The organism is Shinella yambaruensis (assembly GCF_050859155.1).
GTDB classification, from domain to species: domain Bacteria; phylum Pseudomonadota; class Alphaproteobacteria; order Rhizobiales; family Rhizobiaceae; genus Shinella; species Shinella yambaruensis.
The window spans coordinates 4340601-4353751 of the sequence record NZ_CP150638.1 but is presented as its reverse complement, the minus strand read 5'-3'; the positions used below and the strand labels follow the sequence as shown (position 1 = coordinate 4353751).

10 protein-coding genes are annotated in these 13151 nt (G+C 66.7%); 5 read left to right on the top strand and 5 right to left on the bottom strand.

What is annotated here, in order from left to right; genetic code table 11:
- Window positions 1-88 precede the first annotated feature (88 nt).
- Together WMC41_RS21130 and WMC41_RS21125 are read right to left on the bottom strand one after the other, a co-directional pair.
- On the bottom strand, window positions 89-1480 hold the full coding sequence (locus tag WMC41_RS21130; protein WP_432346191.1) for a dipeptidase: 1392 nt from the start codon (window positions 1478-1480) through the stop codon (window positions 89-91).
- Window positions 1481-1597: 117 nt separating this feature from the next.
- Entirely contained in the window at window positions 1598-2038 is a 441-nt protein-coding gene (locus WMC41_RS21125) for a MarR family winged helix-turn-helix transcriptional regulator (RefSeq protein WP_432346189.1), read from the bottom strand.
- A gap of 435 nt (window positions 2039-2473) precedes the next feature.
- On the opposite strand from WMC41_RS21125, the gene polA reads away from it, so the two are divergent.
- Complete coding sequence (polA, locus tag WMC41_RS21120; RefSeq protein ID WP_432346187.1) at window positions 2474-5461, top strand: DNA polymerase I; 2988 nt, start codon at window positions 2474-2476, stop codon at window positions 5459-5461.
- Window positions 5462-5802: 341 nt separating this feature from the next.
- Here polA and WMC41_RS21115 read toward each other — a convergent pair whose 3' ends face one another.
- Window positions 5803-7608 (bottom strand): ABC transporter ATP-binding protein, encoded by a 1806-nt coding sequence (locus tag WMC41_RS21115; RefSeq protein WP_432346185.1) that lies wholly within the window; start codon window positions 7606-7608, stop codon window positions 5803-5805.
- A gap of 316 nt (window positions 7609-7924) precedes the next feature.
- Between WMC41_RS21115 and WMC41_RS21110 the strand changes: the two genes are divergently transcribed.
- On the top strand, window positions 7925-8926 hold the full coding sequence (locus WMC41_RS21110) for a glycoside hydrolase family 5 protein (RefSeq protein WP_432348389.1): 1002 nt from the start codon (window positions 7925-7927) through the stop codon (window positions 8924-8926).
- Between the two features lie 98 nt (window positions 8927-9024).
- Here the strand turns inward: WMC41_RS21110 and WMC41_RS21105 are convergent, their stop codons facing one another.
- A complete protein-coding gene (locus tag WMC41_RS21105) occupies window positions 9025-9213 on the bottom strand; it encodes a hypothetical protein (RefSeq protein WP_244770423.1) in 189 nt (62 codons plus the stop codon).
- Between the two features lie 152 nt (window positions 9214-9365).
- Here WMC41_RS21105 and WMC41_RS21100 point away from each other — a divergent pair, with 152 nt between their 5' ends.
- Window positions 9366-9947: an IMPACT family protein gene (locus WMC41_RS21100; RefSeq protein WP_432346183.1), complete on the top strand. Its 582-nt coding sequence runs from the start codon at window positions 9366-9368 to the stop codon at window positions 9945-9947.
- 308 nt (window positions 9948-10255) lie between these two features.
- The gene (locus WMC41_RS21095; RefSeq protein ID WP_432346181.1) at window positions 10256-10915 is read left to right on the top strand and encodes a peroxiredoxin; all 660 of its coding nucleotides are present in this window, start codon (window positions 10256-10258) and stop codon (window positions 10913-10915) included.
- A 141-nt stretch (window positions 10916-11056) separates the two neighbouring features.
- Here the strand turns inward: WMC41_RS21095 and WMC41_RS21090 are convergent, their stop codons facing one another.
- Window positions 11057-12043 (bottom strand): Gfo/Idh/MocA family protein, encoded by a 987-nt coding sequence (locus tag WMC41_RS21090; protein WP_432346179.1) that lies wholly within the window; start codon window positions 12041-12043, stop codon window positions 11057-11059.
- Window positions 12044-12199: 156 nt separating this feature from the next.
- On the opposite strand from WMC41_RS21090, the gene WMC41_RS21085 reads away from it, so the two are divergent.
- Window positions 12200-13150: an aldo/keto reductase gene (locus WMC41_RS21085; protein ID WP_272807202.1), complete on the top strand. Its 951-nt coding sequence runs from the start codon at window positions 12200-12202 to the stop codon at window positions 13148-13150.
- Window position 13151 lies beyond the last annotated feature (1 nt).

The window sequence follows — 13151 nt, the reverse complement described above, 5'->3', positions numbered from 1 at the left end:
CTGTCCGCGCGCGGTCCTTGTCTTTTGAGGAAACCAGCATTTCCGTTCCGTCCGGTTAATGCTGGCCTCCCATGTCATCACATCTGTGTCAGCGCGCCGCGAGCGCCGAAAGAATGCGCACCCACGAGCGGATGCCCTTTTCGAAGGAGCGCAGCTCGTATTTCTCGTTCGGCGAATGGATGCGGTCGTCCGACAGCGCAAAGCCGACAAGCAAGGATTCCATGCTGAGCATCTTCTGGAAATCGCCAACGATCGGGATGGAGCCGCCCATGCCGATGACGACGGCGGGCTTCGGCCATTCGTCCGAGAGCGCGCTCTTCGCCTTGCCGAGCAGCGCGGAATCGTAGGGAAGCTGGATGGCCGGCGAGCCGCCATGGGCATGGAACGTCACCGAGCAGTCCGCCGGGACGCGCGCCCGCACATAGGCGCGGAACGCATCGCGGATCTTCGCCGGATCCTGCTTGCCGACGAGGCGGAAGGAGACCTTTGCCGAGGCTTCGGCTGCGATCACCGTCTTGAAGCCCTCGCCCGTATAGCCGCCGGTGATGCCGTTGACCTCGGCTGTCGGGCGCGCCCAGGTGAGCTCCAGCACGGAGCGGCCCTTTTCCCCCGAGGGGATCGACAGGCCGATCTCGCCGAGGAAGCTCTCGGCCGTCTTGCCGAGCGTCTCCCACGCCGCCTTGATCTGGCTCGGCGTTTCCTCGACGCCGTCATAGAAGCCGTCGAGCGTCACGCGGCCGGTCTCGTCGTGCAGGCCGGCGAGGATATTCGACAGGATATGGATCGGGTTTGCCGCCGCCCCGCCGAAATAGCCCGAATGCAGGTCCCGGTCGGCCGCCTTGATGACGATCTCCTCGCCGACGAGGCCGCGCAGGCCCGCGGAGATGGCCGGCGTGTCGGCATCCCACATGCTGGTATCGCAGACGAGGGCGAAATCGGCCGTCAGCTCGGCGGCATTGGCCTCGAGGAACGGCTTGAGCGAGGGCGAGCCGGATTCCTCCTCGCCCTCGAAGAGGATGGTGACGCGGCAGGGCAGGCTGCCCGCCGTTTCCTTGTAGGCGCGGCAGGCTTCCACGAAGGTCAGGAGTTGGCCCTTGTCGTCCGACGTGCCGCGGCCGGTGATGATGCGCCGGCCCTTGCCGGCATCGCGCACCGCCGGCTCGAAGGGATCGTGGTCCCACAGGTTCAGCGGGTCGACCGGCTGGACGTCGTAGTGGCCGTAGAAGAGCACATGCGGCGCATCGGGCTTCGCGCCGTCGTGATGGGCGACCACCATCGGATGGCCGGGCGTGTCGCGCACCGTCGCATCGAAGCCGAGCGAGCGCAGCTCCTTGACCAGCCATTCGGCCGCCCGTCGGCACTCCGCCTTGAAGGCCGGATCGGTGGAGATGGACTTGATGCGCACCAGCTCGAACAGGCGTTCGAGGCTGGCCGGAACGCCGGCGCTGGCGCGATCGAGAACGGGCAGGATGTTGGTCATGGATGAACCCCCAGGACATGGTGCGGGCGCGCTCTTGCGGTGCAACATGCAGCAAATCAAATGAATTTCGGCGCGACATTAGACCGATCGGCTCGGTCAGGGCAAATCGTATGACGATCAGAGGCGCGGATCGCGGCCGAGATTGGCGAGCACCATGCGCATATACTCCAGGAGCAGCTCCCGCTCGAAGCGCCGGAAGCCCCGGAAGAGCGCGTCCTCGGTGGCCGAGGCCGCCGCCATCGCGGTCTCGCGCAGCGCCTTGCCGCGGCTCGTCAGGAAGACGAGCTGGGCCCGCCTGTCCTTCGGGTGGCGCCGGCGAGAGATGAGCCCGTCGCGCTGCATGCGGGCGAGCGTGCTGGCCATGGTCGCCTGCTCGATGTCGAGCCGGTCGAGAAGCTCGCGCTGGGTGAGGCCGTCGCCGCTCCACAGCTCCAGGAGGACCGGGAACTGGCCGGGCGCGAAACCGGCCCCGTCCGCCCGCGCCTGAAGGGCGCGGGACGCCGCCTTCGCCAGGAGATTGGCGAGGTACGCTGCCGACTCCTTCCGGTCAAATTCCATGAAGCGAAAGCTAAGCCGGTTTTGGGCGGAAGACAATGGATCGCAGGCGATGCTTTGGCGAGCGGGAGAGCTCCCCAGCCTTTCTCCCTGCACTCGCCCCATTCAGCGACGCGGCCCCAGAAACGAGAAGCCGCCGACGACAGGAGGCTTGTCGCGGCGGCTTCTTCGAATGATGGACAAAGGCCCGGAGAGGGGGATGAGGCCTTTGTCCTTTGTCTGGCGCGGCGGGGGACAGGCCGGGTGCCAGACAACGGCTTTGATCAGGTGCCGATGAACAATATCTGTGGGTTCGAATGTGGCTTTTCAAGGGTTTCAAGCGCCCGGGAAAATTACAAATCGGTAACGTTCGTGTGAGGCTTTCCGGCCCCTGGAAAGGCCTGTTTGCCCACAATGAAAGATGGACGCGGAAAGCCGCCCGCGCTATCCATTCACCCCATGAAAAAAGGTGATCATCTCTTCCTCGTCGACGGCTCCGGCTTCATCTTCCGCGCCTTCCACGCCATCCCGCCGCTCAACCGCAAATCGGACGGGCTGCCGGTCAATGCCGTCTCGGGTTTCTGCAACATGCTGTGGAAGCTCCTGAAGGATGCGCGCAACACCGATGTGGGCGTGACGCCGACCCATTTCGCGGTCATCTTCGACTATTCCTCGAAGACCTTCCGCAACGACCTCTACGATCTCTACAAGGCGAACCGCACGGCACCGCCCGAGGACCTGATCCCGCAGTTCGGCCTGATCCGCCACGCGACGCGCGCCTTCAACCTGCCCTGCATCGAGAAGGAAGGCTTTGAGGCCGACGACCTGATCGCCACCTATGCCCGCCTTGCGGAGGCGGACGGCGCGGATGTCACCATCGTCTCCTCCGACAAGGACCTCATGCAGCTCGTGACTGAGAACGTCTCGATGTATGACGGCATGAAGGACAAGCAGATCTCCATTCCGGAAGTCGTCGAGAAATGGGGCGTGCCGCCGGCAAAGATGATCGACCTCCAGTCGCTGACCGGCGATTCGACCGACAATATTCCGGGCGTTCCCGGCATCGGCCCGAAGACCGCCGCGCAGCTCCTCGAAGAATATGGCGACCTCGACACGCTGCTTGCCCGCGCCGAGGAGATCAAGCAGGTCAAGCGCCGCGAGAACATCATCGCCAACCGCGAGCTCGTGCTGCTCTCCCGCCAGCTCGTGACGCTGAAGACCGATACGCCGCTCGACACGCCGCTCGACGACCTGATCCTGCACCCGCAGGACGGGCCGCGGCTGATCGCCTTCCTGAAGGCGATGGAATTCACCACGCTGACGCGCCGTGTCGCCGAAGCCTGCGATTGCGACGCGGGCGCCATCGCGCCGGCGGACGTGCCGGTCGAATGGGGCGCCGAGGCGCATGGCCCGGACCTCGACAAGGGCGACGTCGCCGGCCCCGCCCTCGTGCTCGATGGCAAGGAGACGGCGGCCGAGGCCGCCGCGACGCTGCTGCCCACCGCCGGCGCGGATGGCGACACGCCCTCGGCGCTCGCCAGGGCCCGTGCCGAACGCTTTTCGGCCGCCCCCATCGACCATGCCGGCTACGAGACCGTGCGGGATATCGAGACGCTGGACCGCTGGATCGCCGCCGCGCGCGAGACCGGCCTCGTCGGCTTCGACACCGAGACGACCTCGCTCGATGCCATGCAGGCGGAGCTTTGCGGCTTTTCCCTTGCGATCGCCGACAATGCCAAGGACCCGACGGGCACCGTCATCCGCGCCTGCTACGTGCCGCTCAACCACAAGAACGGCGTCGGCGACCTGCTCGGCGGCGGCCTTGCCGAGGGGCAGATCCCGATCCGGCCGGCGCTGGAACGGCTGAAAAGCCTGCTGGAGGACCCTTCCGTCCTGAAGGTCGCGCAGAACCTCAAATACGATTACCTCGTCATGCGCCGCCACGGCATCACCGTTCAGGGTTTCGACGATACGATGCTGATGTCCTACGCGCTCGACGCGGGCGCCGGCACGCATGGCATGGACACGCTCTCCGAACGCTGGCTCGGCCACAAGCCGATTTCCTACAAGGACGTCGCCGGCTCGGGCAAGGGCGCGCAGACCTTCGACATGGTGGATATTTCCCGCGCCACGGCCTATGCGGCGGAAGACGCCGACGTGACGCTGCGCCTCTGGCACGTCTTGAAGCCGCGGCTCGCCGCCAACCGCATGACCACCGTCTACGAGCGGCTGGAGCGCCCGCTGGTGCCGGTGCTCGCCCGCATGGAGGAGCGCGGCATCACCATCGACCGCCAGGTGCTGTCCCGCCTTTCCGGCGAACTCGCGCAGGGCGCCGCCGGCCTCGAGGAGGAGATCTACGAGCTTGCCGGCGAACGCTTCAACATCGGCTCGCCGAAACAGCTCGGCGACATCCTGTTCGGCAAGATGGGCCTGCCCGGCGCCTCCAAGACGAAGACTGGCCAGTGGTCGACCTCCGCACAGGTGCTGGAGGACCTCGCCGCCCAGGGCATTCCCCTGCCGCGCAAGATCGTCGACTGGCGCCAGCTCACCAAGCTGAAATCCACCTATACGGACGCCCTGCCCGGCTTCGTGCATCCCGACACGAAGCGCGTGCACACGTCCTACGCGCTTGCCGCCACGACGACCGGCCGCCTCTCCTCCTCCGATCCCAACCTGCAGAACATCCCGGTGCGCACGGCGGAAGGCCGCAAGATCCGCACGGCCTTCATCTCGACGCCCGGCCACAAGCTGGTCTCGGCCGACTACAGCCAGATCGAACTGCGCGTGCTCGCCCATGTCGCCGACATCCCGCAGCTGAAACAGGCCTTTGCCGACGGCATCGACATCCATGCCATGACGGCGTCCGAAATGTTCGGCGTCCCGGTGGACGGCATGCCCCCGGAGGTCCGCCGCCGCGCCAAGGCGATCAATTTCGGCATCATCTACGGCATCTCGGCCTTTGGCCTTGCCAACCAGCTCTCCATCGAGCGCTCGGAGGCCGGCGACTACATCAAGAAATATTTCGAGCGCTTCCCGGGCATCAAGGACTACATGGACCAGACCAAGGCCTTCGCCCGCGAGAACGGCTATGTCGAAACCATCTTCGGCCGCCGCGCGCATTACCCGGAGATCAAGTCGTCCAATCCCTCGGTGCGCGCCTTCAACGAACGCGCCGCGATCAACGCCCCGATCCAGGGCTCGGCCGCCGACATCATCCGCCGCGCCATGGTCAAGATGGAGCCGGCGCTCGCCGCCGCCGGCCTTTCCGCCCGCATGCTGCTGCAGGTGCATGACGAACTGATCTTCGAGGTCGAGGACGGCGAGGTGGAAAAGGCGATCCCCGTCATCATCGGCGTGATGGAAAACGCCTCCCTGCCGGCGCTCGCGATGAAGGTGCCGTTGAAGGTGGATGCACGGGCGGCGCACAATTGGGACGAGGCACACTGAAGGCAGCGAACGGCCCCTCATCCGCCTGCCGGCACCTTCTCCCCGCAGGCGGGGAGAAGGGATCGAGGAGCAAAGCTTCCCTTCCCAAGGGCATTGTTTCGGGAAACCCGTGCGACATACCCCTTCTCCCCGCTTGCGGGGAGAAGGTGGCGGCAGGCGGATGAGGGGCAGCCCCAAGGCAGGAAGAGCGCGGGATTTCACCTGCATTGGCGCCTCATCCGACCCTTCGGGCCACCTTCTCCCCGCAAGCGGGGAGAAGGGAACACCGGCAACGTCGAATCCTATCTGCAATTGCCCTTCGGACTTCGGAAAGAAAGTCCCAGCAGCGAAATGAGGAACCCCTACGCCTCCGCGATCTCCGCATGTCCCGTCTGGATGTTCCAGAGATTGCGATAAAGCCCCGGCCGCTCCACAAGCGCGCCGTGCGAGCCCGACTGGATCACCCGGCCCGCCTCCATCACATGGATGGCGTCGGCATGCACCACTGTGCTCAGCCGGTGCGCGACGAGGATGACCGTGCGCTTGCCCTTCATCCTGGCGAGCGAGCGCTGGATCGCCGCCTCCGTCTCGTTGTCGACGGCGCTCGTCGCCTCGTCGAGGATGAGGATCGCCGGATCGATCAGCAGCGCGCGGGCGAGCGCGATGCGCTGGCGCTGGCCGCCCGAGAGCTTCTGGCCGTATTCGCCGATCTGGCTTTCATAGCCGTCCGGCAGGTCGCGGATGAAGCCGTCGGCCTCCGCCATGCGCGCGGCGGCCTCGACCTCCTCGCGGCTCGCGCCGGGCCGGCCATAGGCGATGTTGTCAGCGATCGAGCCGGAAAACAGCGTCACCTCCTGCGGCACCCAGGCCATGCTCTTGCGCAGACATTCGCCGGACCAGTCGGCGAGCGGCACGCCGTCGAGGAGGATGCGGCCCTTCTGCGGGCGGATGAAGAGGCCGAGCAGCTTGATCAGCGTCGACTTGCCGCTGCCTGTGGGGCCGACGAGGGCGACCGTCTCGCCCGCCTTGATGGCGAGGTTGATGTCGGTGACGCCGCCGGGGCTCGTCGCATAGCGGAAGGTAACGCCGTCGATCTCGAAGCGGCCGGAGACCTTTGCCTCGTGCGTGCCGTGCGGTTCGCCGCGCGGCTCGTCGAGCAGGCGCAGGATGCGGCGCGTCGAGGCCATGGCGCGCTCGTAGAGGTCGGCGATCTCGGCAAGGCCGGTCATCGGCCAGAGCAGGCGCTGGGTGAGGAAGACGAGCAGGCCATAGGCGCCGACCTGCATCTCACCGTTCAGCGTCAGCCAGCCGCCGATCAGGAAGGTGGCGAGGAAGCCGGACAGGATCGCCATGCGGATGATCGGGATGAAGGCGGAGGAGACGCGGATCGCCGCCCGGTTCGCCTCGACATAGCCGCGGCTTTCCGCCGTCAGCGCCGCTGTCTCGCGCGCCTCGGCGCCGAAGGCGCGGATGGTCTGGAGGCCCTGCAGGTTGGTGGTGAGCCGCGCGCCGAGCCCGCCGGCCCGCGCCCGCACCGCATCGTAGCGCGCCTGCGCCCGGCGCTGGAACCAGAAGGCGCCGGCGATGATCGCCGGCACCGGCGTGAAGGCGATGACGGCGATCAGCGGGCTGACGATGAAGAACACCGCGCCGACGAGGATGACGGCGGAAAAGGTCTGGATCAGCTCGTTCGCGCCGCGGTCGAGGAAACGCTCCAGCTGGTTGATGTCGTCGTTCAGCACGGCGACGAGGTCGCCGGAGCGGTTCTCCTCGTAAAAGCTCGTCGGCAGGTGCTGGGCGTGGTCATAACAGAGGATGCGCAGCCGGTGCTGCACGTCCTGCGCCAGGCCCCGCCAGAGGATCTGGTAGAAATATTCGAACAGCGATTCGCCGAACCAGATGAGGAAGGTGGCGATGCCGAGCAGGGTGAGCTGGTGCACGGGATCGGTGATGCCGACCTGCGCCACGAAGGAATCCTTGCCGCGCACCACCACGTCGAGCGCGATGCCGATCAGGATCTCCGGCATGACGTCGAAGATCTTGTTGATGACCGACGAGGCGACCGCCCGCATCACGCGGCCCTTCTCGTCGCTGACGAGCGACAGGAGAACACGCAGCGGATGGCGCTTGCCGGAGGAAAGGGGAGCGGACGTCTCGGGAGCGGGCATGGAAGGAACCTGTTGTCGGGGCCGGCCGATCCATCGGACGGCCCTCCGCCTCTAGAACATTTTGCAGCGGAGTGGAATCGCCCGGGCCGCATGCCTGGGCGGATGCAGGCCGAAACGGCACCGGGACGCCGTATTCTCTCAATTCATTCCACGAAAAGACGGGCCGCCTTAACACCGCCTTAAGATCGTGTGCGTCTTGATCGGCTCCCAAGCACGGGGTGCGATACCCCACGGAACCAACCGGCGCCCGGCCGGAACGGAGGCAGGCGTGCAATCCCTATCCGGCGCGGCGGCGCGCTTTCGACTGGTGGCGGCCATGGCGGCCCTGATTCTTCCCGTTCAGGCGAGCGCGGCATGCCTCAGCGGCGTGAACCTCGCCGGCGCCGAATTCGGCGAGGGGCGCGGCACCTTCGGCAAGGACTATACCTATCCGTCCGCCGAAACGATCGCCTATTTCGCCGGCAAGGGCTTCAATGCCGTGCGCCTTCCCTTCAAATGGGAACGGCTGCAGCCGCGGCTGAACCGCGGCTTCGACAAGGCGGAGCGCAAGCGGCTCACCGACACCGTCAAGGCGCTGCGCGGCGCCGGCCTGACCGTCATCCTCGACCCGCACAACTACGCCTATTACGGTGACAAGCAGGTCGGCTCGGCCGAGGTGCCCGACAGCGCCTTCGCCGATTTCTGGCGCCGGCTCGCCGAGGACTACAAGGATGACGGCGGCGTGCAATTCGGCCTGATGAACGAGCCGCACGACGTATCCGCCCCGCAGTGGCTCGCCTCCGCCAATGCGGCGATCGCGGCGATCCGCGAGGCGGGCGCGAAGAACCTCGTGCTCGTGCCAGGCACGATCTGGACGGGGGCGCACAGCTGGGAAGAGGAGCGGGAGGGCGGCGCCAACGGCACCGTCATGCTCGGCATCGAGGACCCCGCCGACAATCACGCCTACGAGGTGCACCAGTATCTCGACGCCGATTTTTCCGGCAAGGCGGACACCTGCACGCGGGCGGACGACGCCGTGGCCGCGCTGGAGCGCTTCACCGACTGGCTGAAGCGCAACAACAAGCGCGGCTTCCTCGGCGAGTTCGGCGGCGCGGCGGACAAGGCCTGCCTCGACGGGCTCGCCCGCATGACCACGCTGGTCGGCAAGGAAAGCGCGGTCTGGACCGGCTGGGCCTATTGGGCGGGCGGCGACTGGTGGCCGGCGACGGAGCCGCTCAACATCCAGCCGACCGCCGAGGGCGACCGGCCCCAGCTTGCCGCGCTCATCGCCGGCGGCGGACTGCCGGCCAAGGCCGGCACCTGCGCGGCGCTTCCCTGACCCCCAGCTCCGGCACGATGGCGGAGCGGTCATGTCCCGCTGCCTTTGCCCGACCACAGGAAATCAACGATGATTTCCTGTAGAGGGAGTATCCCTCCTCAGAAGAAGACGTGCAGCGGCCACTGGACCGGGCGGCGGGAGGAGGAAAGCCGGCTGCCTTCGAGCGGCAGCCTGTCTTCCGTCGCGCGGCCGGCCGTGTCGTCGCTTGCGGATTGCTCGTCCTTCGGCTGGAAGCCGACCGGGTAGAGGTTGAAGTAACCAAGCGTCACGCCGCCGAGATAGATCATGCGGTAGGCTCCCGTTCGTTTAACGTCCCGGTCAACATCATGGCGGAATCGTGGCACCTGTCAATAGTCTATAGAATTTGTGCTCTATTCCGCCCTTGAAACGCACCGCGCCGAGGGAGTACGAGGCAGCCCGACGCCACCGGGAAGACGCCTTGTACACGCTGGACCAGACAGAGCTGTTCGAAGAGGAAATCCGCAAGAGCCGGTTCCGCGCGATCGCCTGCCCCGTCGAGAGCGAGGCCGAGGCGAAGGTCCGGCTGGCCGAGGTCTCGGACCCCGCGGCCAACCACAATTGCTGGGCCCTGCGCATCGGCCAGACCTACCGCTTCAGCGACGACGGCGAGCCGAGCGGCACGGCCGGAAAGCCGATCCTGCAGGCGATCGACGGCCAGGCGCTCGACCGCACGCTCGTCGTCGTCACCCGCTGGTTCGGCGGCATCCTGCTCGGCAGCGGCGGGCTCATCCGCGCCTATGGCGGCACGGCGGCCGCCTGCCTGCGCGCCGCCGCCAAGACCGAATATGTCGAGCGCGTCGCGCTGTCCGTCTCGCTCGGCTTTTCCGATCTCGCGCTGGTCAAGGCGCGGCTTTCCGCCCTTGCCGGCCTCGTGATGGACGAGGAGGCCTTTCATGAACGAGGCGCGCGCCTTGCCTTCCGCGTGCCGGCGGAAAAGGCGGAGGAGATCGGCCGGATGATCGCGGACCTGACGAGCGGGCGCGCCGGGATCGGCAAGTAGACGGTTCGGGCGCAAACCGCGGCGCTCTCTTGCCGGAATGGCGCCGGGGCCGGAAATTTGCCCTTCCGGTCAAAAGAAATCCCCTTCCATTTCCCGCTGGCTTCGCGGAACGGTTTGGCGCGTCATCCGCAAGCCGCCGAAAGCCTTCATCCCGCCGGCGCAAAGGGCGCAAAGATGCGCTTCCGCGCGGACGGCAGGCGACGGCGGGCCGCTATAGGCAAGGCGTTTTTTTCGTTCTATCTACCGCCTCGGACATATTTTCGCGGGGGCGATCCTGCGATCCCCGCATGAAAGAGAGGACGATCCCCATGAGCCTGCGCATCAACGACATCGCTCCGGACTTCACCGCCGAGACCACCATCGGCCCGGTCAGCTTCCACGACTTTATCGGCGACGGCTGGGCGGTGCTCTTCTCGCACCCCAAGAACTTCACCCCAGTCTGCACCACCGAGCTCGGCGCCATGGCCGGCGTCGAGGGCGAGTTCCGCAAGCGCGGCGTGAAGATCATCGGCATCTCGGTCGATCCGGTCGACAGCCACGCCAAGTGGAAGGACGACATCCGCACCGCCACGGGGTTCGACGTCGAGTACCCGCTGATCGGCGACAAGGACCTGAAGGTGGCGAAGCTCTATGACATGCTGCCGGCCGCCGCCGGCGACACGTCGGAAGGCCGCACGCCCGCCGACAATGCCACCGTGCGCTCCGTCTTCGTCATCGGCCCGGACAAGAAAATCAAGCTGATCCTCACCTACCCGATGACGACGGGCCGCAACTTCGCGGAGATCCTGCGCGCGATCGATTCGATCCAGCTCACCAGCAAGCACCAGGTGGCGACGCCCGCCAACTGGCAGCAGGGCGAAGACGTGATCATCACCGCCACCGTCTCCAACGAGGACGCCATCACCCGCTTCGGCGCCTTCGACACCGTCCTGCCCTACCTGCGCAAGACGAAGCAGCCGGCCGCCTGATCCGGCATTTCGCCTCCGCCCTCCAGGCAGCGGAGGCCCGTGTGAAACGAGGCGTCCCCGCTCTTCCCTTCTCCCCGGCGGGGAGAAGGGAAGAGCGGGGACGCCGCGCCGTTTCCGGGGCGGAGATGGATGCCTCCTGCCTCAGACCGGCTCCCAGCCGTCCTTCTCGCTGGCGCGGTAGATGGCGTCGATGAGCCTCTGGTTGAGGCGCGAGTTTTCCAGCGACACGACCTCCTCGTCCCCTCCGAGCGCCGCCCGGGTGAAGGCTTCGGCCTCGCGCCTGTACTGGCGGGCATCCTGGAAGCGGAAGAGCTGGCTTTCGCTGTGGCTCTGGTTGGTGAGCTCGATCTCCTCCGCCCCGTAGCGATCGGCATTGAAGGGCGACTTCACCTCGATGAAGCCCTTGTCGCCGTGGAAGACCATGACCTGGCGCTGGGCGAGCTGGGTGGAGACGTAGAAGGAGAGCTCGAAGTCGCCGAAATCGGCGCGCACGCTCGAATAGATGTCCGTGCCGAATTCCGGGTCGCGCTCCGTGCTCGCCTGCACGCGGACCGGCTCCTTGCCGGTGGAAAAGCGCGTGGTGATGGTCGGGTAGACGCCGATGTCGGGCAGGCCGCCGCCGCCGAGCGCCGGCACGTTGCGCATGTTGCCGGGGTCGCGGTTGAAATAGGTGAAGGCGCCCTGCACATGGCGCAGCCGGCCGATCGCGCCTTCGGCAAGCAGCGCGCGGACCTTGCGCCAGACGGGGCTGTAGGTGACCATGAAGGCTTCCGAGACCAGCACCCCGTTGCGGTCGCGCGCGGCGATCAGCGCGTCGATCTCCCCGGCCTTGAGCGCGATCGGCTTTTCGCACAGCACATGTTTTCCCGCATCCGCCGCCTTGATCGACCATTCCACATGCTGGGACGTCGGCAGCGGGATATAGACGGCGTCGATCGTGTCCGAGGCCAGCATCTCCTCGTAGGAGCCGAAGGCATACGGCACCGAGAAACGGTCGGCCATGGCGCGGGCCTTGGCGAGGTCACGGCTGGCAATGGCGGTGATGACGCAGTTTTCCGCGTCCTGGATGGCCGGCACGACGAGTTCGCGGCCGATCTTGGCCGTCGACAGGATTCCGAAACGCAGCATGATGATCTCTCCCTGATTGCGACAGGAGACTAGTCGCGAGGTACGTTCCTCGCAAGCGCGGCGGCCGGCAAAAAGTCGGATCCACGGCGTGCAAAGGCGCCGGCCGCGCCCTATGTTGCAGGAAGCTTTTTCAGCACGAACCCCTTGGAGGACCCCATGCAGTTTCGCGCCCTCGGCAAGACCGGCCTTTCGATCGCCCCCCTCGTCTTCGGCGGCAATGTCTTCGGCTGGACGGCCGACGAGAAGACCTCCTTCGACCTGCTCGACGCCTTCACCGGCGCCGGCTTCAACGCCATCGACACGGCCGACGTCTATTCCCGCTGGGCGCCGGGCAACCAGGGCGGCGAATCCGAGACGATCATCGGCAAGTGGCTGAAGCGCTCCGGCATCGCCCGCGACAGGGTGGTGGTCATCACCAAGGTCGGCTCCGACATGGGCCAGGGGCGCCGGGACCTGCGCAGGCGCTGGATCGTCGAGGCGGTCGAGAACTCGCTGAAGCGGCTCCAGACCGATCATATCGACCTCTATCTCTCGCACTGGCCGGATCCGCAGACGCCCTACGAGGAGACGCTGGAGGCCCATGCAGGCCTCGTGAAGGCCGGCAAGGTGCGCGCCTTCGGCGCCTCGAACCTCGATGCCGGCCAGTTGCAGGCCTCGTTCGAAGCCGCCGACAAGGCCGGCCTGCCGCGCTACGGCGCGCTGCAGCCGGAATACAATCTCTATGACCGCGCCGGTTTCGAGGGCGCGCTGGCCGATCTGTGCCGGAAGGAGGACCTCGGCGTCATCACCTATTACAGCCTCGCCTCCGGCTTCCTGACAGGCAAGTACCGCACGAAGGCGGACACCGAGGGCAAGGCCCGCGGCGAGGGCGTCGTGCGCTATCTCGACGACAAGGGCCTGCGCATCCTCGCCGCCCTCGACAAGGTGGCCGCCGAGACCGGCGCGACGCCGGCCGAAATCGCGCTCGCCTGGCTGATGGCCAAGCCTGCGGTCACCGCGCCGATCGCCAGCGCGACCAGCCTCGGCCAGCTCGCAAGCCTGATGAAGGCGGCAGCCCTCACGCTGAGCGCGGAGCAGATGGCCGCGCTCGACACGGCGGGGGCGTGAG